This is a genomic window from Pseudomonas sp. LBUM1652, from assembly GCF_059716105.1.
Genome location: NZ_CP166804.1, coordinates 1,733,921 through 1,759,689, shown reverse-complemented (window position 1 = coordinate 1,759,689; position 25,769 = coordinate 1,733,921). Strand labels below are relative to the sequence as shown.

Annotated in this window: 11 protein-coding genes and 1 pseudogene; 8 read left to right on the top strand and 4 right to left on the bottom strand. The window is 52.7% G+C overall.

Going from position 1 to position 25,769, the window contains the following annotated elements:
• Positions 1-536 precede the first annotated feature (536 nt).
• Positions 537-11,978, bottom strand: coding sequence for a two-partner secretion domain-containing protein (locus tag ACA069_RS07965; protein ID WP_497617008.1), 11,442 nt, complete (start codon positions 11,976-11,978; stop codon positions 537-539).
• 447 nt (positions 11,979-12,425) lie between these two features.
• Here ACA069_RS07965 and ACA069_RS07960 point away from each other — a divergent pair, with 447 nt between their 5' ends.
• The 3 genes from ACA069_RS07960 (at position 12,426) to ACA069_RS07950 (ending at position 14,166) form a co-directional block, all read left to right on the top strand.
• Complete coding sequence (locus ACA069_RS07960; RefSeq protein ID WP_497617007.1) at positions 12,426-12,701, top strand: hypothetical protein; 276 nt, start codon at positions 12,426-12,428, stop codon at positions 12,699-12,701.
• Positions 12,702-12,969: 268 nt separating this feature from the next.
• Positions 12,970-13,554: a C39 family peptidase gene (locus ACA069_RS07955; protein ID WP_497617006.1), complete on the top strand. Its 585-nt coding sequence runs from the start codon at positions 12,970-12,972 to the stop codon at positions 13,552-13,554.
• Positions 13,555-13,566: 12 nt separating this feature from the next.
• Positions 13,567-14,166, top strand: a complete 600-nt coding sequence (locus ACA069_RS07950) for a hypothetical protein (RefSeq protein ID WP_497617005.1) — start codon at positions 13,567-13,569, stop codon at positions 14,164-14,166.
• 62 nt (positions 14,167-14,228) lie between these two features.
• Here the strand turns inward: ACA069_RS07950 and ACA069_RS07945 are convergent, their stop codons facing one another.
• Positions 14,229-15,569 (bottom strand): DEAD/DEAH box helicase, encoded by a 1,341-nt coding sequence (locus ACA069_RS07945; protein ID WP_038358505.1) that lies wholly within the window; start codon positions 15,567-15,569, stop codon positions 14,229-14,231.
• A 192-nt stretch (positions 15,570-15,761) separates the two neighbouring features.
• Here ACA069_RS07945 and ACA069_RS07940 point away from each other — a divergent pair.
• The 5 genes and pseudogenes from ACA069_RS07940 to ACA069_RS07920 form a co-directional block, all read left to right on the top strand.
• Positions 15,762-16,463 (top strand): annotated as a pseudogene (locus ACA069_RS07940) (mechanosensitive ion channel family protein); the annotation flags it as partial.
• Positions 16,464-17,761: 1,298 nt separating this feature from the next.
• Positions 17,762-19,111 carry a tyrosine-type recombinase/integrase gene (locus ACA069_RS07935; RefSeq protein WP_497617004.1) on the top strand — a complete coding sequence of 450 codons (1,350 nt, stop codon included), beginning with the start codon at positions 17,762-17,764 and terminating at the stop codon, positions 19,109-19,111.
• A 2-nt stretch (positions 19,112-19,113) separates the two neighbouring features.
• Positions 19,114-21,012, top strand: coding sequence for a hypothetical protein (locus ACA069_RS07930; RefSeq protein WP_497617003.1), 1,899 nt, complete (start codon positions 19,114-19,116; stop codon positions 21,010-21,012).
• Positions 21,009-22,982: a hypothetical protein gene (locus ACA069_RS07925; RefSeq protein WP_497617001.1), complete on the top strand. Its 1,974-nt coding sequence runs from the start codon at positions 21,009-21,011 to the stop codon at positions 22,980-22,982. The genes ACA069_RS07930 and ACA069_RS07925 overlap by 4 nt, the downstream gene beginning before the upstream one ends.
• 8 nt (positions 22,983-22,990) lie before the next feature.
• A complete protein-coding gene (locus tag ACA069_RS07920; protein ID WP_497617000.1) occupies positions 22,991-23,419 on the top strand; it encodes a hypothetical protein in 429 nt (142 codons plus the stop codon).
• Between the two features lie 499 nt (positions 23,420-23,918).
• Here the strand turns inward: ACA069_RS07920 and ACA069_RS07915 are convergent, their stop codons facing one another.
• Together ACA069_RS07915 and ACA069_RS07910 are read right to left on the bottom strand one after the other, a co-directional pair.
• A complete protein-coding gene (locus tag ACA069_RS07915; RefSeq protein WP_497616998.1) occupies positions 23,919-24,755 on the bottom strand; it encodes a hypothetical protein in 837 nt (278 codons plus the stop codon).
• 247 nt (positions 24,756-25,002) lie between these two features.
• On the bottom strand, positions 25,003-25,518 hold the full coding sequence (locus ACA069_RS07910) for a hypothetical protein (protein WP_497616996.1): 516 nt from the start codon (positions 25,516-25,518) through the stop codon (positions 25,003-25,005).
• Between the last annotated feature and the right edge of the window lie 251 nt (positions 25,519-25,769).

Genomic DNA, 25,769 nt, shown 5'->3' with positions numbered 1-25,769 from the left:
ACGGCACGAGATAGACCAATATCGTCAAAAATGGATAGAGAAACTGCATGTCCATCAGTTGCGGCCCCTCCTCGCCGATCAGCCGTGGATATATCGTCAAATGTCCAATCGCTTTAATCGTCTTGACGATACCACCGATAAAACTTAGAACCATTGGGCAAAAAATCAAACCCCAGAATACTTTCAGGCGCGGGCAACCCGAGTTATTCAAAGAAGAGGCCTCTGTCCATGAGCACGCGAGGCACGGATCACTTGACCATGCCCCCCCTTTCACTGATGGAAGAGAAGAAGAGCGCACAAGCACTCAGCCTTCCACATAGCCTTTTACTTTATCAAAGTTCTTGTAGATCCAACGTACTGACAGAAAAATTGATAGAGGCAGACCAAACCACTTGAATACCACATTAAAATCCGGTTCAAAAAACATATACAAAACTGCCATAAGCAAACAAACCACAACCAGCGATAGCAGTAGAAACGCGGACCAAACAAACCCGATCACGCTGAAGAAAATGACACCCCTTAGAATAATGTTTTTATTTCGCACCATCCACTTCCTTATAAAAATCAAACACTTTTCCGCCCACTCCACCTATGTAAACACCCAGTGCCGAACCATAAGGCAGACCGATACCTGTGAGCGGTATAAACTTATTATTATCGAACTGCCTTACCGTCACACCGAATAAAGATGTCGACTTCAGGCCATCTGACGCAACGACTTTTAACGGAACCTTTACAAACCCTGCCCCTGCAGAAAACACTAAGTCGGCTCCACTATACACAGCAGGCCCGTATCCGCCTGGAATATGATAAAACGCATCCTTGACCGGGTTATAGCTGGACGGTTCATCCCCCCAGAAATGATTGTATAAGCCAGACCCACCTTCAAAGGTGTTACCTGCACCAAAAACAGCCATCGGACCACCAAAAACACAGCCTGCTGCTGTCGCGCAAAGCGTTGCTCCGGAAGCCGTGGATCCAAGGCCCAAACCGGTTTTCAGAACATCCGTTGCAACGGGAAGACCATCTCGAGTCGTAAAATCTGATAGCGAATCAAAGTAGGTATAATCAAACAGTCCGTTATCACGCTGTGCATCCGCCCACGTAAGCTCGTTGCTAAGCCCCACCATGTCGGCTTCTGTCAGGTAATTTGCACGATATTTCGGACTCCCACGCTCGTACTGCGCCCAACACTTGATCATGTAGCACGTCGCTTTATCCAGATTTTCCTTCTTGAAGTCGCCTTTTTGGGCTTCTTCTTCCTTTGCATGTTCCTCTGCTTCATGTCCTTGGCGATTGAATGCCGTAGCATTTTTAGCGATGTCGGCGCCGAGTTGCACGTCACCTCCCACCGCAGTTGCCGCCAGAATGCCGGTGAGTTGGGAAGCCATTAATTCCAGCTGTTTGTCACCTGCAGTCATTCCATCAAGTATTCCACTCAAGGCCTCATTGGCACCAGCCGCCGCTGCGCCTGTCTTGAAATCACCACCGGTTATCCGCGCCAGCAATCCCCCCATCAACGTATGAGCCAATACTTTTTCGAGACTTCCCGCAGGAAACTTCACATAATCGCCAACAAAATTGAAACCAGTCGCCATAGCGACATTATTGGCTTGAGAGGCTATTGCCGTTTTTAGGTTGTCGCCGAAACTGCCACCATTAATCAGGGTACCAATCCCCGCCTGCGTTACTCCCTGAGCAGCGGAATACGCCAAGAACTTACTGATGTCACTCAAACTGCCCAGGTCGAAACCTTTTGTTATTCCTGCGGTTGAGTTACTTGCTGCGCCAAAGGCACCATCGAGGTAACCGGCAGTAAAACCTGCCGTCAGTGCCGAAGTAGCGTACCCCTTCAGGCTATCGCTACTGGTCAGATCTTTGATCACAGCCCCTATATCACCTTTATGGTTGATTGTTCCAACCGCAGCCGAGCTTGCCATCGATGTCAGCACACTGGTTGCCATGACGTTGCCCCATCCTGCCGCTGCCGTCGCCGTCCCCGCCGCCATAGCAGTGCCGGAACCCGCCGTGGCACCAGCTGCCGTGCCGACTGCTGCACTGGCCGCGCCTGCGGTCAGTACAGTAACAACAATAATGATGGCTAACATCGCGCCCTGGCCCAGGCTCGAATTGCTGTATTTGAACGACTCGTGGGTTTCCTTGATCAGGCGCCAGTCGACATCACCCCGCTGCTCAGCGTCCTTAAGCCATGCCATTTTCGGGTCAGCTTTCACCATGGCATCAATAGCCTGACTTACGGTTTGCTGGTTGACTTGTTTAACATCAATTTTCAAACCATTAACCGCATTGATCGTCAGCTTTCCTTCGTTGAGCATCTGAGTCTGTTTTAGTGTTTCGTCGGTATTACCCTTGCCTGACATCGAAGTCCAAGCCTGACTGGAGCTGCTTTTTTCATGGCTCTCCTGGCGCAGATCCTTTACCCCTTCAAATGTGATCGCTCCACCACTATGGATAGTCAGGTCCGCACCACTTTGCAGTTGAGCGGCTTGATAGTGTTGATCCCCGCCACTTGCAAGTACTGTATTAGAGCCAGACGTAATTTCACTACTGATATGGGTAACTTGGGTCACCTCATCTCGTTTGGTTTTCTTTGACCCGAATGAGCCTTTTTTCTTCTTGTCATATAAGGAGTAATCAGTGTCCTGCGCAGCCAGTATATCGAGCTTGTCCCCTGCAACCAGATAGGCTTCATCACCTGCACCAATGCGACTGGAGATCACCGACATGTCATCACCTGCACTTAGGGCGACACTGCCTCCAGCCTTGATCTCGCTCATGACCTGGCTGACATGATCTTCCTGTACAGTCAGTTTCTTGCTCTTTGATAAGGAGTGCTCTTCATCGGCGGCAGAACTGATCATCAAGTCACCGGTGGCAGCCATCGCAATATTGCGCTCAGCATCAATGTTGCTGGCGATGACCGAAATATCACGTCCTGCCTGCATCGTTACATCACGGCCCGCCTGCAGATCCGCACCTAATTGAGTTACATCGCTGCTGTTGTGCTTACTGTCATAAAACACGCTGTTTGCAACCTGCGTAGACGTAACATTGATGTCCCTTCCCGCGTTGAAGTTCATATCCCTACCGCTTTGGACCACTCCACCGAGTACATTGATGTCCTGGCCAGCCATCACAGTCAGATCATTAGCTGCCTCGATTCTCGCTGCGTTATCGGCAAAGTCATGACGTTGATTGCCAAAACGAGTATCCGTGACTTGAGATGTAATCGTCCTTTCGTTGAGCACATCCCCCCTGACTGCTGTCACCGTTACGTCCCGACCGGTGATTACTCCTCCAGATTTGTTGACAACATCGTTACCTGCCAATAGATCCAGACGGTTACCCGCCTCTATTAAACCGCTGTTAACCACATCTTTAGCCGCGACAGCAAGGAGATTATTCGTCGCCTTCAACGTCCCGACGTTATCGAGGTTCTCACCAGCAATCAGCGTCACATCATTACCGGCAATCAACGCCCCAGTCGGGCCCAAACGGCCATTGGCCTGGGCCAGATACACCACCGGCACCAGCACTTTTTCGCCGTTCACTTCGTGCTCTTCGAGCCAGACGATGTCGTGGGTCAGCGCGGCCACTTGCTGCGCGCTGAGGCCGACGCCAACCGACAGGTTGAGCGCGTCCTTGCTGGCGATGGCGTTGTTCATCAGGTACTTGAACATGGCCTCGTTGGAGGTCTGGCCGTCGAGGAAGGCTTGGCCGGTGCGGGCGGTCACGGCTTGCTGGATCAGGCGCTGTTCGTAGAGACCGTCCCCCAGACGTTTGGCGCTTTGGTCGGGGTTGTAGCCGAGTTTTTCCAGCAGGTAATCCGAGCTCATGAAAGACTTGAGGTTGGTGAGCACCGGGTTGGTTTCGATCAGGTATTTGTGCGGATTGGACGGTGCCTGAGTGTCCGGCAGACCGGTGACGCGGGTGACCGGCCGGTTGTCGATCGACTCTTTGGCGTCGTTGCCTCGGTCTTTCATGCCCGGGCCGGCGGAACTCACCGGCACATTGACGTCGACCGTGCTGGCGACAGCCTTGACCACGCTTGGGGTACGGTGGAAGGTATCCACTGCGCGAGTGCTGTCAGAAACTGGCGCCGGAGCATCAATAAACAGATTGCGCGGGCCGCCAATGGTGCCGGCGACTACGTGGTTCTGCGCATTCACCGCTTCGCTGCCGACGGTCCAGGTCGGCGCCGGCCCGGTATTGCCAGACAATGCGGCATTGCTTGTGCCCTGGCCGCTCAAACGGAACAGACCGTTTTCACCGGTTGGCAGGGAGAAGCCAGGCAGGCTCAGTGGATTGACTTGCTGTTGGGCAAGATCCGGCGGCAGTTGGCTGTTGACTCGAACGACTGTAGTACTGGAGTTGCCGACCGAGGTATTGCCTACTTTATTAGTGCCACCGCTGGAACCGTAATCCTGGTGGATAACGCTGTTTTCCAGCTCCTTGGCCGCAGTGATCGAAACATTGCCTCCTGCCTGGATGACCGCATTGCGACCGGTGTTGGTGCTGACGGCTCCGGTGCTGTCGACGGCGACTTCAATGACTTTGTCCGGTGTGCGCTGGGTCAATTGGCTAGGCAGCGCAACGAGATTGTTGGGGTCATAAAGAGAGGGTGTTGATGTTTCAAAGCCATTGCTCAACCCGGACAGTGCGCGGCCATATTTTCGATCGCTGACGATTTCTCCTGTTTCGGTGTCCTTGAGTGACACGACTTTGAAGGTCTCACCCTCGCGTCCACCCTCTCGCTTGGTGCTTGAATAAGCGATCGCCTTGCGGATCTGGCTTTGCGGATCGAGGTAATACACATACGGGAAATCAGGGTTATTTTGCTGGTTATAGGGCATCACGACACCGGAGAAAAACCGTCCAGTGCCACCATCCGTCAAGTCCATCGAGTAGTAGCGTGTGACTTCGATGGTCCCGGTCTTTGCTCCAATGTTCTTCAGGCTGTCGGCGTTGATAGTGATGTTGCCACTGGCGGCCACGGTGCTTTTACTATTGAGAAAGGTACCGCCCTGGAAAACAAAATCCTTACCGACGTTAAGCAAGGCAGACGCGCTGGTATCGCTGTCAGTGCTTTGATAGGTCTCACGAGCAGCCAGGAACACGGAGTAATTGTCCCCGACGCAGTCACCACAACTACCGGCGATAAAACCCGATATCAACTTGCGGTCACCCGACATCACAGGGCCTTCGGTACGGTTCTCGAACACATCGGCATTGATCGTGAAACCACCCCCACTCTCCATCGAGCCAGAGATGTTGTAGACCCCGGCGGCCCGTGCCGCACCGCCATAACCACCGATGACCACATTGCCCAGACCGTAAATATCACCGTGCTGGTTGGTCAGGTTGCCGACGTTCAACGTTATGTTGTTGCCGCTGAAAATCAGCCCGCGATCATTGAGCAACGAAGGCGTGTTGATGATGAGGTTCTGCGCCGCGCCCAGAGTGCCGTAGTTGGCAACGCTGCCCGCGTTGATCGTCAGGTCTTCGCTGGAGGTCATGCGTCCGGCGTTGGTGAGCTGCCCGCCGACATTGATGGTCGACGTCGCACCCGCCGCAAAGCTGCCGCCCGCCGCGACGTTCATCTGCGCGGCGGAAAGGTAAGCCCCACGCTGACTGGTCAAACGGCCGCTGCCGGCATAGGTTCCGCCGATTTGCATATCGAGGATGCCATCACTGGCGATCAAGCCATCGTTGGTCCAGTTGCCGCCACGGATCTGCAGGGAATCGGAAGCCAGCAATTTGCCGCTGGCGGTCTGGGTGAACTGGCCAACGTTGACGTTCAGGCGACCGGCCTGAATGACATTGGAGTTGCTCCAGCTGTTGGCGTTGAGTTCCAGCAGCCCACCGGTGACGATGCTGCCGCCGGCGCCGATGACATTGGCGGTGGAGATCTCGAACGTGCCGCGGCCGACATGGTTGAGTTGCCCGCCGGCGTTGAGGAAGCCGCCAACGGCCAGGGTCATGTCGGTGTTGGCGGTTTCCAGCACGCCATTGCGGTTGTCGAGCAAGCCACCGATCTGGAACAGGGTCTTGCCGCTATTGCCCAGCGAGCGCAGACGACCGTTCTGGTTGTCGACGCTGGCCGCTTTGACGGTCAGTTGCGTATCGCTTTCGATGACACCTGCGTTGTTGCTCAGCGCACCACTGAGACCAAAGTCGATGCGGTTGGCGGCGATTTGTCCGCCGACGTTGTTCAGGCTTGCGCCAGTGACGCCCAACAATCCTTTCGCATAGAGCACGCCATTGCCGTTATCCAGCGCCGCGGTGGTGATACTCACGTCTGCCGCTTGCGCCGAAATTCGCCCACCGTTGTTGCTCAGGCCAGCCAACGCCGACAGCGTCAGCGCTTGCGCCTGAATGATGCCGCCCTGACGGTTGTTATTCAGGTCATAGCCATTGCGCAGAACGCCAACCGTGCGTGCCTCCAATGCGCCTTTGATGCTGGAAAGCGTGCCGCCACGGTTATCGATGTTGGCCGCTTTGATCGACACATCGCCGTTTTGCGCGATGACTTTGCCGCTCTGGTTGTCGAAGTCGCCACTGACTTCAAGCGTCAGCGCCTTTTCGCTCTGGATCGAGCCTTTACCGTTGAGCAGACTGGCCGCTTTCAGCTGAACATCGGCGTTCTGGCTGTAGATCAAGCCATCGGCGTTGTTTTTGACGGTGCCAGTCGCGGTGATTTGCAACTGGTCATTGGCGGCGAGAGTGCCCTTGTTGCTGTTGTCCAGCGAGCCGGTTCGCACATCCAGAGTGCTCTGGCTGGCGAGCTGGCCATTTTGATTGCGCAGATCGGTCACGCCCTTGATCAGCATCGGACCGGCGCCGGCCAATTTGCCTGCGTTGTTGCTCAGGTCGCCGCTCAGGTCGAGGGTGATCGCGCCGTTAGCAGCAATCTGACCAGCGTTGTTGTTCAGGCGCGAAGCCGTGACATTGATCGCCTGTTGGGCGTTAACGGCGCCGCCGGCGTTGGTGAATGCCGTGCTGACGATATCCAGTGCCGCACCACTGGCAATCAGGCCACCCAGATTGTTATTGAGTGCGCCGCTTAGTGTCAGGGTCTGCCCCGCGCCACTGCTGAGATTGCCTTTGTTGCTGTTATCAAGGCTGCCGGCCTTGATGCTCAGGCTGTTCTGGGCAACCACTGCGCCTGCGCCGCTGTTGAGCAGCGCGTCTTTGAGATCAACCGACACATCGCCAAACTTGCTGGAAAGCGTGCCGCTGTCGCGGTTATCCAGGCTGTCACCGTTGACCGTGAGTCCTTGCCAGCCGGAGAGCAAGCCTTTCTGGTTAATCAGACTTGTGCCGCGCAACAGCAGTTTTTCACCGCTGATGATTTTCCCGGAGGTGTTGTTTACCGCTCGGGCGATAAGGTCAAAACCGAGGTTGCTGGAGACTTCGCCGTTCTGGTTGTTGAGGTCACGCAGACGTTTGAGAGTCAGTGGACCTTTGGCCGTAAGCAATCCGTTTTGGTTGTTAAGGTCGCCATTGGCCAGATCGACGGTGACGGATTTTTCGCCCATAAGGCGTCCGCCGTTCTGGGTCAACGAGGTCAGCGTCAGGTTGATGTCACCGCTGGCGGAGACTTCGCCATCATTGCTTGAGTCCAGACCTTTTGCGGTCAAGGTCAGGTTGCCCTTGCTGATGATCAAACCACTGTCGCGGTTGTTGAGCTCGCCACTGTCGATGTGCAGCGCTTGCGCCGCGCTGATCAACCCGCTGTCATCGTTGCGCAGCAAGCCATCCACGGTCAGTTCGAGGTCGCCTCGGCTGACCAGGCTGCCGCCGCTATTGTTCAGGCTGGCAGCGCGTGCATCAATCGACGCGGCGCCGATCAGGCCTTTGACGTTGTCCAGCGCGTTGGCAATGCGCAAGGTCAGGCCCTGATTGCTCAAAAGCTTGCCGTTGCTGTTATCCAGATTTTGCGCGGTCAGAGTGAACGCTTCACCGCTGGAAATGGTACCGCCCTGATTGTTGACGCCGTTGAGTTGCTTGAGCAGCAGCGCACCTGGCGAGTTGATCAGACCGTTCTGGTTGTTCAACTGGCCATTGTTCAGGTCGAGGCTCAGGCGGGTGTTGCTGAACAGCTTGCCGCCCTGTTGATCGAGGCCCGAGACCGATGCGGTGAGCGCCCCCTGACTGCCGATACTGCCGGCATCGTTGTTGGTCACTTGACCGGCAACGAGGTTAAGAGTGTCGGCGCTGCTGAGCGAACCGCTGCTGTTATCGAAAGCACCGGTGGTGACGGTGACCGCACCTTTACCACTGAGCGTGCCATTTTGGCTGTTATTGAGGCTGCCGCTGTTGAGCACGAGCACACCGTCAGTAACGATTTGGCCACGCTGGTTGTCGACGCTGCCGTCGCTTTCGAGGGTCAGATCGGCGGCACTGGAAAGACTACCCTGAGTGTTGATCAGTTGGGCTGTCTTGACGCCCAGCGTGCCCTCGCTACTGACCTTGCCTTCGCTGTTATCGAATGCACCGTCGAGGGTCAGTTGCGTGTTTTGCTGGCTGAGCAACTCGCCGCCGCTGTTGTTCAGCGACTGCCCTTGCACAGTCAGTAGTGTGCTGGCGCTGATCAGGCCTTTGTTGCGGTTGACCAGTTCATCAACGGTCAGGGTCAACGCCTTGCCGCTGAAGATTTTGCCTGCATCGCTGTTGTCGAGTTTTTTACCCGTCACCAGCAAATTGCTGTTGGTGCTGATTTCGCCGCCACGGTTGTCCAGATCATCGACCGTCAAGGTCAGGTCTTTGCTGGCACCGAGCAAGCCCGCCTGACGGTTATCGAGCACATCGACGTGTACGTCGAGCGCGCCGGTGGCGACCAACTTGCCTTTGTGGTTATCGAGTTTTCTGGCTTTGACAGTGGCATCGGACTTGCCAGCGATGCTGCCACCACGGTTATCCAAAAGATCAGCCGTGAGCGTGAGCTGACCGTCGGCGATGACTGTGCCGAGCTGGTTATCCAGCGTCTTGTCAGCCGTCAGCAACATCTCGCCGCGACTGCTGATAAGGCCTTCGCGGTTGTCGAGACTGCCGCTATGGCTATCCAGCGATGCGCCGGATATGACGCCTTTGAGGTTATTCAACGCTTGCGCAATGCGCAGCGTCAGGCCCTGCTGACTGAGCAGTTTGCCGTTGCTGTTGTCGAGGTCTTGAGCGGCGATTTCGAAGGCTTGCTGGCTGGAAATTTCCCCGCCCTGGTTGTTCACGCCATTGAGGTTTTTCAGCAGCAGTGTGCCGGGGGCGTTGATCAAACCTTTCTGGTTGTTCAACTGACCGTTGTTCAGATCAAGGGACAGGCTGCTCTTGCTGAACAGTTCGCCGCCCTGCTGATCCAGGCCGGTGACCGAGACATTCATGGCCTGCTGGCTGGCGATCCGCCCAGTGGCGTTATTGACCTGAGCGGCGTCGAGATCAAGCGTTGCGCCGCTGATCAGGCGACCGCCCTGGCTGTTATCGATATCGCCCGTGGTGATGTGGCTGGCGCCTGCACCGGAGAGCAAACCCGTCTGGCTGTTATCCAGGCTGCCGCTGTTAAGGGTCAAGCTGCTGTCGGTGCTGATCGAACCGGCCTGGTTGATCACTGCGCCACGGCTGGTGATCTTCAGAATGCCGGCGCTGCCGAGGCTGCCGAGGCTGTTGTCGATTCGTCCGACATTGGCTGTCAGCATGCCTTCGCTGCTGATATTACCCTGAGCGTTGATCAGCGCTTCGTCGAGGGTAATCACCAGACCCTTGAGGCTATCGAAGCGACCAGCGCTGTTGTCCAAGCTGTTGCCGGTCAGGGTCATCGCACCTTGTGCATTGATCAGGCCTTTGCTCTGGTTGATCAGTTTGGCCACGGTCAGACCGAGGTCAGTCCCGCCGAGAATTTTGCCGCCATCGCTGTTATCCAGGCGCAGGCTGGTGATGTTCATCAGCAGGCTGCTGGAGATTTCACCGGTGCGGTTGTCGATATCGTCGACATTCAACGTCAGCGCTTTTGTACTGCCGATCAGCCCGCCATTGCGGTTGTCGAGGGTTTTACCGGTCAGGCTCAGATTGCCTTGGGAGACCAAAGCGCCGCCCTGTTGCTGCAGCAAACCGATGGTGGCGGTGAGGTCGTTCTGGCTGGAAATTCGGCCTTTGGCATTCTGCACTTCACTGGCGTTCAAGTTGACCGGGCCGGCGGCGCTGACCAATCCGCCGCTGTTATCCAGACGCGTGCCGGTGTAGGCAATACCCGCCTTGCCGCTGACCACGCCTTTGTCGCGGTTGTCCAGACGATCGACATTCAGCGTCAATTGCTGATCGGCCTGAATCACGCCGCCACGGTTATCCGCCGTATCGCCGCGCAGTGCCAAGGTGCCTTTGCCGATGACCTTACCGTCGCGGTTGTCGAGGCTGCCGGTTTGCCCATCGATGGCACCTTTGGCGGTGATTTCACCTTTGTTGCGGTTGTCGAGCAGACCACTGACGCGCAACGTCATGCCGCCATCGCTGACCAGCACACCGGCCTCGCGGTTATCCAGGCTGGCCGCTTTGAAATTGACCGATTGGCCGGAACCCAGCACACCGTCACGGTTATCCATGGCGCCGCTGAGGTCGATAGCCAGCCCCAGATCGCCGAGGATCTGGCCGCTGCGGTTATTCACTGTGCCGGCGATGACACGGGTGATGCCACTGCTGGACATTTCGCCGTTTTGGTTGTTCAGGGTTTGCGCGGTGTTGACCGTCAGGTTGCGACTCGCGGTGAGGCTTTTGCCGCTGTTGTCGAGGTTCTGCGCGGTCAGGCTCAGATCACCGTTGTTGTTGCGGCTGCCATCGATATTGACGCCCGCTTCGATGGCGCCGGCGTTGGTCAACTGGCCACCGGCACTGAGCACCACGCTGTCGCGTGCGGCGAGGGTTTGTCGGTTGGTTAGGTTACCTTGGGTTTGCACGTTCAGCGCCGTGCCTGCGTAAACCGGACCCTGCGCATCTAGGCTGGCCGCTTTGACGTTGACCGCACCGGTCGCCGAGGTGTCGGCCAAACTCAACTGGCCGTTGGCATCGAGCTGAATATCACCGCCGCTGGCGATCAGTTTGCCGTCGAGTTTCACCCCGACCCCTGCCTCGGTGCCGACCAGTTTGATCGCCCCGGCGTACATGCCGCCCAGCGCCGAGGAGTCGATCGCCAACTGCGGCTTGGCGCTGCCATCATCGGCACGGGCCGTGGCATTCAAGGTTTGCGCGTTGACGTCGTTGCGCCCGGCAACAATCGTCAGGTTCTGTGCCTGGAGTTGCGCGTTGATCTTCGCGCTGCGGGTGATGATTTCGAAACGGTCGACGTTACTTGCGTTAAGCCCCGCGCCTTCGATGGCCACAGAGCCCTGATCGACCTGGAAGCGATCCAGCCGACCGTTGTCGAGCACCGGTTTGCCGGTGGTCAGCGTCACGCGTGGCGAGTTGATGAAGCCGCAACCGTTGCAGGTGATGCCGTAAGGGTTGGCAACGATGACCCGCGCCGACTGCCCCGCCACCTCGGTATAACCGCGCAACTGGCTCGGGTTACCACTGATGACTTCGTTGAGAATCGCCTGCGCCGAACCGCTGTTCTTCAGGTTCGGGTTGCCGATAACGTGGCCGCCCAGTTGCGTAGCGGAGGTTTGCGTGGCGCCGTTGTTGAGGATGACGCCCTGCGCACCGACGTTGTAATCATGGAACTGGTTATGCGACAGCCCGCTGCCATTGGGCGTGGCGATGTTGATGATCGGCACGCCGTTGCCGGCCCGATCCAGCGAGGTGTTCGGGTTGGCCACGACAATTCCATCCGCCTGCGCCCACATCGGTTGCCAGAACATGACGTTCGCCAATAGAAACGCCAACCCGCGTTTGGGCATGCCCAGAAATGATTCACGAGTTTTCACGGCAGCAACAGGCTGGCGTGCGAGGAAGGCGTATTGGCGAACATCCATGTTTAAAGTCTCATTGCAACGGGCGAATGTGGTCAGGGCAATCGACAGGCAAAACAATCCCTACCCGGCCAAAAGAGGCTTGCCGGTAGAGTGAGAACATTGAATAAGGGGATACAGGCGCGCTTCGGTCAGGACGTCCAAAGCGATGCGAAAACAATCACAGGGCAGCCTGCGAAAAGTCTGTTCGATCCCTCGACAGCACACATTGATAGCAATGTGATGGCGCGATGGTAGATTGCCATCATTCTGGCGTCAATAAGTCGTATACAGCCTTTTTACGAAACCGCTCTAGAACGCGACCTTTCGCCGAAAATTGGTTTTTTTTTCGGAGATCACAACAGTTCGGTCACACAAGATCGATGGGGCAACGTACTCAACACTGAACTTTTCACTCTCAAAAACCCTCAACCGATTAACCCGCCTTAACCGGAACTGAGGCCTGCCACCATGAATACCCTGATCAAGCTCACCCTCGCTGCCACTCTCGCCTGTGCCCTGCCCGCTTGGGCTTGCACGCCGGAAGAAGCTACCGCCAAACGCGAACAACTGGCCAAGGAAGTCTCCAAGCTCACCGAGCAGAATCCGGCCAAGGCAAAGGAGATCAACGCCGAATTGCAGAAGATGGACCTGGGCACCGCCAGTGCGGATTTGCCGGACAAGTGCCAGTTGATTGATCAGCGGTTAAAAGAGCTCAATTCGGCCGAGAAGAAAGCCGAGGGTTAACAAACCAAAGTCAAAAGATCGTCCGATCGCGGCCCGAGCCTTCGGCAGGTCCTACAAGGATCGGCCCGCGATCGGACGATCTTTTGATCCTGATAATGCACTAGTGCATTTATTTTATTGCATTAATGCATACTGCGACTAAGGTTACCTCGAGCAAGGAGATCGGCGCCCGCCATGGAACATGGCCAACCTTTAACCCCGATCGCTCGGCAACACCGCTGCACCCATACAAGCTGGACGCTTGTTTTCACTCATGGAGGATTGAAAAATGTTAACCAATGAAGCAACCCGATTCACCGGCGAGACCCTGCCAAGGTGCCTGATCGGCCATCTGCTCGACCCGCAACTGGTCGAGGTCGAGGCCGCTGAACACGCCAATGCCTTGGCTGCCAGCAGCCTCAACTTCAGCATGCAACAGCAGACCCAGACCAACTGGTGCTGGGCGGCCGTTTCCGCCTCGGTCGGCAACTATTACGGCACCGGGAACTGGACCCAGTGTGGCGTTGCCAGTTCGGAACTCAACCGCAACTGCTGCAACCAGCCGGGGCCGTGCAACGTCTATGGCTATCTTGATTCCGCCCTACGCACCACGCGCAGTTATAACGGTATGAATCAGGGTTCGCTGCAGATGTCGGCCATTCAGAACCAGATCAACATGGGCCGCCCCGTCGGCCTGCGCTGTGCCTGGTACGGCGGCGGTGCGCACTTCCTGACGATCTATGGCACCAACGGCAACTACGTGCTGGTCGCGGATTCGATCTACGGCTATTCGACCCGCGCGCTGAACGCGTTCCCCGGTTCGTACAACGGCGGCGGCAGCTGGACCAACACTTACTTCACCGCAAAAAACTAGGAGGGCGACATCATGCAACTGACTTATCCAAAGGCGCCTTCCAACGGCGTACAGACTTTGCGTCCGGCACTACAGGCCGCCCTGCAAACCCAAGGCTTCGGCGCGAACCGGCAGTTTGCCAACGCTGTACCTGCGAAGATCAGCCTCAGTGAGGCCTGGCGTGGTTACTCGCTGAGCCTGGAGGACTTGAGCAACGGCAAAGGTCTGCCAGATGCCCGAGTGGGCGATTGGCATTACCTGGTGTTCGCCGATGGCGTGACCATTGCCGATGCGCAATTGGTCGACGTTCGCGGCCATGTCGAGTTCGCTTCGTTGAACCATGGTGGCCTGGCGGCTGCCACGGTCGGTGCGCTGAAATTGGCCGAGCAATCGCCGCAATTGCAGGGCAAAACCGTGGAACCGCGGTTGTTGTTTGTTTCGGCGTTGCACGTTGTAGCGATCTGGCTGCACGCCGATGGTGAAGATGTGCTGATTCCAATCGAGCCAACGCCCAAGGAATTGGCGGGCACCAGGTTGTACAGCGAGGCGGCGCTGCTCGCGTTGCTTAAACCGGCGGCTGACAAGGCCAAGCAACGTTTTGACGCCGACACCAGCGGGCTGCTCGGGAGCTGACAAATCCCGGCGATAAAAAAACCCGGACACTGTCCGGGTTTTTTATGTGCGCCTGAAACGACTTACTCAGCCGCAGGCTCTGCCGGCTTGCGGCGCTTGAGCGGCGCCATGCCGTCGCTGCTCACCAGAGAATCCGGCTTCGGACGGTTGACGCTCTTGCGCTTGGTCGGCGTCTTGGCGGCGGTTTTCTTCTTGTCGCCCTTGGCGTCGGTCTTTTTCTTCTTCACGCCGACGGCTTTGCCCGAGGCCTTGACCTTTTTCGGTCCGCCGTAGGTGCCTTTGACTTCCTTGATGGTGCGGCGCTCGAAGCTCTGCTTCAGGTAGCGCTCGATGCTCGACATCAGGTTCCAGTCGCCGTGGCAGATCAGCGAGATCGCCAGACCGTCGTTACCGGCACGACCGGTGCGGCCGATGCGGTGCACGTACTCGTCGCCGCTGCGTGGCATGTCGAAGTTGATCACCAGGTCCAGGCCATCAACGTCCAGACCACGGGCCGCCACATCGGTGGCCACCAGAATCTTCACGCCGCCCTGCTTCAGACGATCGATCGCCAGTTTGCGATCCTTCTGGTCTTTCTCGCCGTGCAGTACGAACGCCTTGTATTCCTGAGCCACAAGGCGGCCGTAGATGCGGTCGGCCATGGCGCGGGTGTTGGTGAAAACGATGGCCTTCTGATAGGTCTCGTTGGCCAGCAGCCAGTTCACGATTTGTTCTTTGTGCTGGTTGTGGTCGGCGGTGATGATCTGCTGACGAGTGGTCGAGTTCAACTGGCTGACCGCGTTGAGCTGCAAGTGCTCAGGGTTGTTCAGCACTTTGCCGATCATCTCGCGCAGGCCGGAACCGCCGGTGGTGGCGGAGAACAGCATGGTCTGCTGACGGTTCGGGCATTCGTCGACCAGACGTTGCACGTCTTCGGCGAAACCCATGTCGAGCATGCGGTCGGCTTCGTCGAGCACCAGCACTTCGACTTCTTTCAAGTCGAGGTTGCCAGCGTTGAGTTGCTCGATCATCCGGCCCGGGGTGCCGATGAGGATGTCGGGCACCTTGCGCAGCATCGCCGCTTGCACCTTAAAGTCTTCACCGCCGGTGATCAGGCCGGATTTGATGAAGGTGAACTGCGAGAAGCGTTCAACTTCTTTCAGCGTTTGCTGAGCCAGTTCACGGGTCGGCAGCAGGATCAGGGTCTTGATGCTGACGCGAACCTTGGCCGGGCCAATCAGGCGGTTGAGGATTGGCAGGACGAAAGCAGCAGTCTTGCCGCTACCGGTTTGCGCCGTCACCCGCAGGTCACGCCCCTGAAGCGCCAGCGGAATGGCCGCTGCTTGCACAGGCGTTGGCTCGACAAATTTCAGCTCGGCCACAGCTTTGAGCAGGCGTTCGTGCAGGGCGAATTGGGAAAACACGGGTGCTACCTCGAAGATATGCAAAAAAACAGCTGCATAGATTACCGGTTTCGAGCGCTCAGGCCGAGTTTCTTTATACAAACGGTGCTAATCAGTGGCTTTTTTGTTGCTCGATTTGTCTCTTACGGTAATACGCAGCGTCTTAAATGCTCTAATCGCCCATCGCGTCTTTATAGAAGAATCGTTTCTCTTATGGATTTCAAACAGCTCTGGCTCAAAGCCCAAGACCTATGGGGCACCCTCGAACAGCATCCGTTTCTGCAATCCGGCCTGGCGCTGATCCTGCTTTTGGTGATCGCTCTGGTGCTCGGACGAGTGGCGCGCTACTTGATCCTGCACGCCAGCCGCATGCTCGGTCGCCAACCGGCACTGCACTGGCTCAACGACTTTCGCCACAACAAGGTGTTCCAGCGTCTGGCGCAGATGACGCCGTCACTGGTGATCCAGTTCGGCTTGCATCTGGTGCCGGAGCTGAGCAAAACCGCGATGACGTTCCTTGGCAACGTCGCGCTGTCGTTCACCATCTTGTTCCTGTTGCTGTCGATCAGCGCCCTGCTCAATGCCTTGCTCGACATCTACGCCCGCACCGAACACGCCCGCACCCGCTCGATCAAGGGTTACGTGCAACTGGCGAAAATGGTCTTGTACGTGTTTGGCGCGATCATCATCGTCGCCACGCTGATCGACCGTTCGCCGTTGTTGCTGCTGTCGGGTCTGGGTGCGATGTCGGCGGTGATTCTGTTGGTTTACAAGGACACCTTGCTGTCCTTCGTCGCCAGTGTGCAACTGACCAGCAACGACATGCTGCGGGTTGGCGACTGGATCGAGATGCCGCAAGTCGGCGCCGATGGCGACGTGGTCGACATCACGCTGCACACGGTCAAGGTGCAGAATTAAGCGTGAGTTGCAGCCCTTTTCAACGTATCGTGAGCTCAATAGAATCCGGACAGCTACTAACGTGTATACGCTGCTGAACACCTTGTCGCCTCAACACTCCCTCCCCCTCTCCAGTCCTCTCCCTCTCAACGTCTAGTACACATCATTCCCCCACAGACTGTTCACTCGCCCCCTATTGACCTCTCAGGGTGCTACTTCTCAACGGAGCATGGATGAATTTCAGTGAACCGTGCTTGATCAGCCTTTTCCTCTAGGACAGCAGCAACTTTCACCATGGTCGCGCTGGTGCATCTGCCGATTGAAATCTAGACAGAAAACCTCCCGGCACGGCTGCAATGGCAGACGAAACGAATTCAGTTCCTTGATCTCCTACAGGCCGCGCTAATCCCGTCGGTCAGGCCAGATGCGATGAAACCGTTAGGCTCGACAACTCGCTATCCAGTTTCTTTCGAGCAAGCGCCTCTATTCACGCCCTATGACGTAATTCTGTAATTGCAGAACCAGAGTGTTTCGTACTTTGTTCAGGGAGTGTTGACAGTCCTACAAGGCCTCAGAACCGAATCAGCGCACGATGAAAGCAGAAAACTAACCTAGCCATGTGGCAATGAATCCGGGAGCAATGCCCGTGTTCTTGAGCGTCGGTAGCATGGCCAGCGATCCTCGCTGGTGACACTAGAACAGTACCTTCAAAACCGCCATCCAAATGGCTCGACCTTGAACAGGAGCTTAGCTTGAAGTGGAAGACCGATCAGAAATCGGTCAGTTTCAGTTTTTTTTGCCCACTTGGTGATTTTTTTCGTAGGCATAACACTCCATGTCAATTGACGACTAATCATCTCTTGGAGAGGGTGGTCAACCAATTTCTAGTAATTATTGTAAGCATGGCCCAAAAGTGCCGAACCCATCTACCATAGGGCTTAGAGAGCTAGGCACGGTTCCCTGGGCGCCCTCGCCAAACCCATTTAACAAGAATTGTCATACAAGAAAACGATAAAACCGATATTTAGTATCGGCGCCCACTGAAGCTACTGTCAATATTTGAAATATGATTAACCATACCCTAGGCATTCTGCGCCCTCCAGCTAACTCCGCCCCTATAATCCGCAAGTAAAAACATCTAAAAAATAACTAAAAACTCATTGTCAATTTATGGATAAATAAAAACTTCAGCAAAGCAACTTTCTAAAAAACTAGTTGCGAAATTTCAAGCAGCCATTACTCTTGCCGGCGACCGAAAGCAAAATCGAATCCGAACCAAAATTCTTTTTGACAAGCAACTGATCTGCAGGCACGCCATGTTCACAACAGTGGAATTAAAAAGACTTACTCCTTTCACCAAGTGTTATGACGATGCGATAGAGGGGGTGATCTCAGTACCCACCGAGCCTCCTTTTTTTTACCCTGTAAAATTCGAAGACTCAGATTTCATTGAGGGGATGAAGCTTATTCTTGAGCCGGACGGTACTCCATGGGTCGATGGAAATCTTTTTCTCTACTGGCGAGCAAAACAGCACCCCAAGCTTTCGGATACAACATTAGGTGCTGAAGCTGTCAATCTCAAAGAATTCATGAATGTCATGCACGGCCAAGGTCTAGATCACCTCGATTTCAAAGGTAGAGAATTTGAAAGGCCGACATATATTTTCAAGGCCCACTTCAAACTTGACGTCGCACGCGGTGCGATAGACGCAGAAACCGCCAATAATAAAATAAGGTCGCTAGTACGTTACTACAGATGGAGAATGAAATTCCGATTTTTTAGGCCGACCAAACCTCCTTGGAAAGAAAGTATTATCTGGGTCACGCATACCAACCGATTTGGTTTTACAAGAACCAGAGAAGTAGTCACGACAGACTTAACGTTTGCCAAGAACACAGAAGAATCGAGCAACTACATTTATGACGGGGGAAAACTAAGGCCTCTCGACAAGCAGCAGCAAGACGCGATGATACAGGCACTTCTTGAAAGTCATAACACTGAAATGCTCTTGGCCTTTCTATTAGCACTTGTTTCAGGAATGCGAATTCAGACGGCACTCACTATTCGCATCGGAGACGTACTCGAAGCGAGCAACATTGACATGAATTCCTATTCAATTAATGCTGGAGAAGATTGTCTTGTAGATACAAAGTATGACAAAAAACACAAGATTCAAGTGCCTGGCTGGATGCACCATAGGCTTTTTACTTACCTTCAGTCTGAGCGATATCTCGCTCGAAAAGAAAAAGCAATTGAAAGAGAGCCCAGTGAACAATACGTATTTCTCAGCAGAACGGGAAAGCCGTTGTACGTGAGCAAACTAGACAAAGACAAATACAAGGGACATGAAAAAGGCTCAGCAGTTAGAAAATTCATTAGGGACACTTTGTCTTCACTTCTCAAGTCACGAGGGCACAACTTTAAATTCAGTTTTCACGACTTAAGAGCCTCCTACGGTATGAATTTGGTAGAAGAGCGTAAAGAACTCCTGACTAAGGGTGAGATCGGTCTACTGGAGCTGATTGACTTCGTAGCCAAACGTCTGCACCACTCAAATCCAAAAACCACAATGGGTTATTTGGATTACCGAAGGATCAACAAATTGGTTCACGAAGCTGACGCCCAATTCCAGCAACATATTATCGATCTGCTTGGGAACAAATAACGATGGACAGACCGGTTGTTGAAATCCGCCTCGACGGCCTTGTCAATAATGCTGACCTCTTAAGGTCAGCGCAGAACATTCTCGCAAGTAACCCCATCGAGAGAGTAATAATACGATTTAGCCATCGTCACGCATTCGATTTCGGTGCTTGGTGCTTTGCTGCACGGTTCGGTAGTAGGGCAACAAAGAAAGTTGAAATATCAACCCACTTACCGAGAAGATCAGCAGCACTAAAGAACATAGCAAGTTACATAATAACTGAAAGCCTGACTAACAATACTCCTGCTACGGGATATTCCACAATCGCCGACTGGGTGATTATGGCTAATTGGTGTGAGTGCAATTGTCACCCAAGCTTTCTAGACACGCCAGCACAGTACCATGAAGCTCTTAAGGCCTTCTCCGAGCACTTGAACAGCGATCATCGCCAATATTCAACTCGGCGCCGCATGCAGACAGTATGCGTGAGATTAGGGGAAGAAGGCTTTTTTGATAGCGGATATATTTTCACGACAAAATTAGCGCCTATCAAACGTCCTGAGGGTTCAAAAACTTCCTTACCACAAACTCCCTCAGAGGAAGCATTAAAGCATTATCTCCAGGTTTGCGAGCCAATATTTACTGGGCTAACTCAATTCTTGATTACCAATAGTAAATTCCCTTACCAACTAAATTTCAAGGAAGATTCTGTATGGCTTGTTGCTGATCAGCGATATCCATTGATCAGCCAAAAAGTATTGAGTCAAAGTGGAAAACGCTCAGCAAACTCCGTCACCTTTGACTACGGAGAAGGAAGAATGAGGACATTGCAGGAATATCTTATACGCACCAATTCATCAGAATCACTGGCCAAAAAATCTTATTACGATGCAGAAAAAGCCTATTTATTCAGGACGGCAGAGGCGAATGGTTCAGACGGGAACCAGTACCGAATTCGCTTAGGGCGCATAGCGCATGATTCCTTCGTTTCAATATTTGTCGCCGCGACCGGAATCAATGAGTCACCATTAAGGGCGCTACCTTGGGATGAAGAGTTTAAAATTGAATCTGACGAGATTGGTTTCAAAGCCATAAAGTTTCGCGCAAACAACAAAACATTTACTGTCAAAGTCAAATCAAGCTTCATTAAGCACTTTCAAAAATACATACAACTTCGAAATTTTCTTTGCAAAGAGATTGAGCACCCCTACCTTTTCATTGGCTTCAATGGAAATAAGATGTCAAACACCCGAATGCTCGATACAAACATATTGAGTCGCCTACATGCTAGCTTGCACCGTTTCGCAGATCCCGACTTACCCCGCTTAAGCTATAGAACGCTCAGAGATTACAAGGACAATTACATCGCGAAAACACACGGGCATGAAGCCTCAAGGAACATACTGCAGCACAGCGAAAAAACTCAATTAAAAAGCTACTTAAAAGCTAACGAGCAAACAGCTATCGACCAAATCAACAAGTTCCACTCAGCCGTTAATGCATTTTTCGGTGTTCCACATCCCTTTGCTACACCATTGGGTGGTTGCGAGAAGGAAGGTACACCCGAAGTAATTTCCGAAGGCTTGGTCACAGTAACGCCTGACTGCAAAAATAACGTGGGATGTTTGAATTGCGTCAACTATAAGGCCCATGCCAACCGAGAAGATGCATGGAAACTCATAAGCCTTGAATATATCACTAATCAGATGATTCACTCCAGTGCCGATACTCAACACTTCCATACAACTCACGGCCCCACACTTCAGCGGATTGATAGTCTCCTGAGCGGTATGATCTCTTTTGAACCGGGCATCATAAATACAATTACCGAGTTGCGGAAAGAGGTCTATGAGGATAATAGCCTGACCGATTACTGGCAAAGACACCTCGAACGGCTTGTAAAACTCAAGATAATCTTATGAAAGATATGCAAAAAAAGGTCGAATATGGCACTCAAATTACCGACAACTGCGTCAATCCGCAGTTGGAAGCTGCTTACATTGGCATGAATTTAAATGAGTTGTGTGTAGATACCGTGATCAGTTACGGCCTTGATGGCCAGGCCATCTATCTAAATGACGCAGAATGGGACTTTCCAACTCTCGCACTTACTCCAATTGACAAGACCTCATTCAACTTTACCACCGTAGAGTCGGCAGCACCATTTAATCAAAAAAACATCCTTACCAGTCAAATAATTCTGGCAACAGAGATATTTTCTCTAAATCGCAAAGGAGAACCCCTAAGAATAACTAGCATTAGAAATACATTCAGAGCGATTCTTCGTCTTGTCAAAATCGCAGACAAACGCAACATGACTATTCAAGAATTAATCTCGCCTGAAAACCACCCTAAAAACTTCGTCAAAGAGATTCCAATAGGACTCTGTGGAAACCTATCTAAGCTGATTAGTAGTTATCTTATACTCACTGATAATGCGCTTAGCTTACATCCACACAAGGCCCTTCATACAGAGCTGCAGAAACGTCATCGAGAGAGAATAAAAAGTGGTAAGCAGACTCCGGTAATACCAAGCCGCATACTGCACGCTCGTTATCATCATTACAATGACATTGTGCAAGATTTCACTGGCTCTGCAGAAAAGCTGCTGGCCTTGGCTGAAGGGCTGTCTTCAGATCCTTATTACGGTAGAGATATATCCAAGGCCAGCAGACCCACTAAGGCCAATCATGGCCTCGAGAACCATTACCAAAAATCTGACTTCGCGAAAGCGACTCTAGATCACGGCCTTATTTCTTATTGTTCCAGAAACAACATCAAGTCTGCTGCGAATTTTAGCTCACACATTGGACTAGTACAACATTGCGCCAAAAGCCTAGTGCATATTTACACTTTAGTTCGCGACCATGAAGCCAAGCTACTTGAAAACAATTGCGTCCAAGCAGCACAAGGCTGGAGCTCAAAAGGGCTTTACATGATGGGCGTTTCCACAAAGCTAACCGGGACAGTTAAAGACACTGCCTGGATTGCCAACGAGCTAATCGTTGAGCCAATTGCGGCGCTGAAGACTATCAAATCAATGATCTCTCCCTATTTGCCCGATGACTTCCTAGATGGAGACTACTTACTTATTACACCATCATATTTGCCATTTTGCGGAACAAATCCTGGAAAAACCGTAATCCGAGCAGACACTACGAGATATGAAAAATACCTTCCTCCTATTCTCATCGAAGAGGCTGACATACTTCAACTCGAGGCCATTGACCCACTTGCCGACTGGCGGTCAGACCCGAAATACAAGATCGGTAAGCCTTGGAAAATCGCAACGCACCAATTCCGCAGGACGATGGCTGTATTTGGTGCTCAAAGCCAGATGCTGGATATCCCAGAACTCAAACTCCTTCTCACCCACCTGACTGAGTCTATGAGTGTCTACTACCAACGAGGCTGTTCAGCGGGTGGCTATAACATGAAATTGAAGAGTCCTCAGCTTGCTAAAGAAATCAAACAGGCGCTACAGGATACTCAATGGATTTCTTACCTCAATGAAGTTTTGTACTCAACAGAAAAACTGCATGGCGGACACGGCGACCGAATTACCCCGCCGGATAAGAAAGACGACATTGACAGGATTATTTTTCGCCAGACTGCCGATGAAACTAGGCATAAAGTCAAAAAAGGCCTTCTATCTTGGCAGCCAACCCCTATGGGTGGCTGCACAAGCAATAAGCCATGCGATGACCGAGCACATGGCAATTTTGCGAATTGCTTCGGATGCGCCAGTTCAGTCCTCAAAGCTAGCCGTGTTGAATCAGTGATCGAGCATGCTAAGGCCGACCTTATAAATTTAGATCCTAAATCTTTCGAGTATCGAATGGAAAAACGCAACATCCAAGACTATGAATTCATACTTAGCCACTTGAATTAGAAAACAACATGACATCGAACAACATTAAGGGCGCAGGACTTGAAGAACTATTTGAGGCGCTCCTTCGCTTGTACAATAACAATGCAGAGCGGGTGCCGAAGGGTACGAAAATCACGCTTAGCTCCGTTGCACTTGAATCAGGCAAAGATCCTAGCCTTATCAAAAAAGGGCGTAAAATTTATCAAAAACTTATTGAAGACATCAAATATTATGCTGCCATTCAGAAAGAAAAACTTTCGCAGAAATCATCTGATACAGCTGCTCTAAAGGCTCGAATTATACACTACCGTAGTGAATCCGTAAGATTCGAAGACCTATGGAAAGCCGCACTTGGCAGAGAGCTTATGCTTTTGGCCCAACTTGATGAATATGAGCTGCGCTGGAAAAAACACTCCAATGTAGTGGACATTTCCGCGCCCGACAGAGCCGCGGAATAATTGCCCACCCTAAGAACCCTAAACATTCACCTACCAAAATAATTTGGCAATCACAAAAGGCCACCTCAATGAAAGGCAAAAAACGCATAGAAGATCTTAGTATTAATCACGCTTTGCTCAAAAAGCATCTCAACAGTTATAATCAGCTAGCCATGACTGCTTATTACGTGAAAACCGCCCTTGGGGGTTGTACCAACACTTGCCTTTCCAATTCAGCTTTTACAGAGGCACTTGAATGCCAAACTTGCGGATCGCCATCTATAGGGGATGGCTTTTAAATACCGAAACTCCGCTTGGGCTTAAAGCATCTAACGAGTGCTACTAGCTGTCTACTACCCACGCCTACTTATCCCAATGACAACCGGGGTTAGGCGTGGGCGCTAGAGGGTCATAGGCTGTTACACAACAGTACTTCCGCAATCGCGCTCTTGTAGAGATCGGTTGATCAACCTTACCTAATCGCTAGAATAACTAGGTACTACATTGCACGTCCAAGAAGCTAGGTACGTTCTTTTTGGGCTTGTTGAGCTTCACGTGTCGCTCGGTGTATCTGGGCTTCCCGCCGCACTTTTTCGCTAAATGCTTGGGCTCTGTCATATTCATCCTTCGATTCCTTTTCTAGCCGACGATGCAGAACGGGACAGTAAATCCATTCACTGTCAGATGCGTTACGATGAAGTGGCGTCACCATCAACACGAAGAATACGCTCAAACCCAGCCATACTGGAGTGCTTGACCACTGCTCTTCAACCCAGCCGACAATCGAAATCGCATCCCCGATTCCCGACCAGTAAAAATTTAGACTCGCGAGAACTAAGGCGCTGAAAGCGTAAAGCTGAATCCTATACAGCTCCGCATCCTGCGCAGCTCTTTCCTGTTGATAGCGGTCGTAGATCCCGATAAGAAATTCGCTTTGAGTTTCATGAGCCTCCTCCCGGATTTCCCACGGCCGCACGCAGTCAGTACGTCGAGTCCATCTTACTTGGAATTGCTCAGGCCTTGAAGAGGCTAAACCGCGTACAAGTTTCGCTTCGAGATTTTTTAGGATTTCGATCGCTGTTTCGTATACCGATACTGTTAGGGGATATAGCAACGTAAAAACCAGCGATAGCAGACCGGAAAAGCAAACGAACGCAACCAAAAGCTTGATGCCTAGAGCGAAATCCGTTTTGAGTTCCACCTTCTGTATCCCAACCATGCCTGCGCCGGAGAAGTGCACCATCATTGAGTCGAAAAGAAGCAGAAAGCTGGCGATCAGAAGGAAAAACTTAACCTTGCTAGCGCTCTCCAACATTGAGAAAAACTTATCTTTAGCGAGGTCTTCCGAAGCTGACATCCTAATTCTCCTAGGCAGTTGCAAATGCGATGTTCTTTTTCGGGACAGAGGGGTGGCCAGGGTCGTGTTCCTCTTCTTCCGTATGGCAAAATTCGAACGCGATGGAATCACGCGCCGAACGACCGTTCGCTCATCCTTGACTCTATGAACTAGCTGCACACGTGACGTTTCGACAGATTTTGCCCTTTGTCCAGAGACAATTTCACACCCCTAAAGTCCGCCAAGGCCCGCAAACAGCCGTTGACGGTCACAAGGAGGTTTGAATGTTCCTCTTAAAGTTATAAGAAAATCTATCGCCATAAATAGACTTTACCGTTAATGTAAAGTCGAAACGACCATTTGTAATAGACATCAGGCTCAGTCGCGTCAAGGCACACTGGAGTGCTGGCGCCGATTTCGGCACACCGATTAGCGAAATTTCTTCGCCAGTTTTTAAGCTATCATTCGGACGCGGTTCGCTAATTGATAAACATCCTGGAACTAATCCCAACTTTGCAGCGGCCTGAAAAAATTTACCATCACCCTCAATTCTTACCCCATCCACTATGACATCCATGCTCTCCATAAAAGCAGGCCCCAGCCCATTGTTAATAATGTGCAGTCCTAAATTTTCAAGTTTTTGCTCGTTTGTGGGGTAGGCATTGAGCCGCGGCTGAACAGCTATATGATTCTGTTCACGCTGCAGGTATAGCTGGCCAGCCGAGAAAAATAAGGCAACTAGCGCGATTGAAACTGTAGCGATATTAGCAGCAGGTTGTTTCATTTGATTACAGACCATTTTATCAGTGAGTACATCTCTGGATACGGCACCCACGCCGCAACGACGCGCGCCCCCCGAACTGATGACACGCTCATGTCTCAGCGCCCTAATGGCGCAGGTCATCTAAAAAGGGGAAAAAATGCCCTTCCTGAAAGGCGATGCATTCAGAAAAGCCAAATAAAAGCATATCGCGTTTTTGCTGATGTAATTCTGACCCAGGTTGCTGGAAGCAATTGACACAGCCGAATGCTCCC

Bases quoted from the DNA above. Each gene is read 5' to 3' on its own strand.
- ACA069_RS07965 (WP_497617008.1), bottom strand. From the start codon at position 11,978: ATGGATGTTCGCCAATACGCCTTCCTCGCACGCCAGCCTGTTGCTGCC.
- ACA069_RS07960 (WP_497617007.1), top strand. From the start codon at position 12,426: ATGAATACCCTGATCAAGCTCACCCTCGCTGCCACTCTCGCCTGTGCC.
- ACA069_RS07955 (WP_497617006.1), top strand. From the start codon at position 12,970: ATGTTAACCAATGAAGCAACCCGATTCACCGGCGAGACCCTGCCAAGG.
- ACA069_RS07950 (WP_497617005.1), top strand. From the start codon at position 13,567: ATGCAACTGACTTATCCAAAGGCGCCTTCCAACGGCGTACAGACTTTG.
- ACA069_RS07935 (WP_497617004.1), top strand. From the start codon at position 17,762: ATGTTCACAACAGTGGAATTAAAAAGACTTACTCCTTTCACCAAGTGT.
- ACA069_RS07930 (WP_497617003.1), top strand. From the start codon at position 19,114: ATGGACAGACCGGTTGTTGAAATCCGCCTCGACGGCCTTGTCAATAAT.
- ACA069_RS07925 (WP_497617001.1), top strand. From the start codon at position 21,009: ATGAAAGATATGCAAAAAAAGGTCGAATATGGCACTCAAATTACCGAC.
- ACA069_RS07920 (WP_497617000.1), top strand. From the start codon at position 22,991: ATGACATCGAACAACATTAAGGGCGCAGGACTTGAAGAACTATTTGAG.
- ACA069_RS07915 (WP_497616998.1), bottom strand. From the start codon at position 24,755: ATGTCAGCTTCGGAAGACCTCGCTAAAGATAAGTTTTTCTCAATGTTG.
- ACA069_RS07910 (WP_497616996.1), bottom strand. From the start codon at position 25,518: ATGAAACAACCTGCTGCTAATATCGCTACAGTTTCAATCGCGCTAGTT.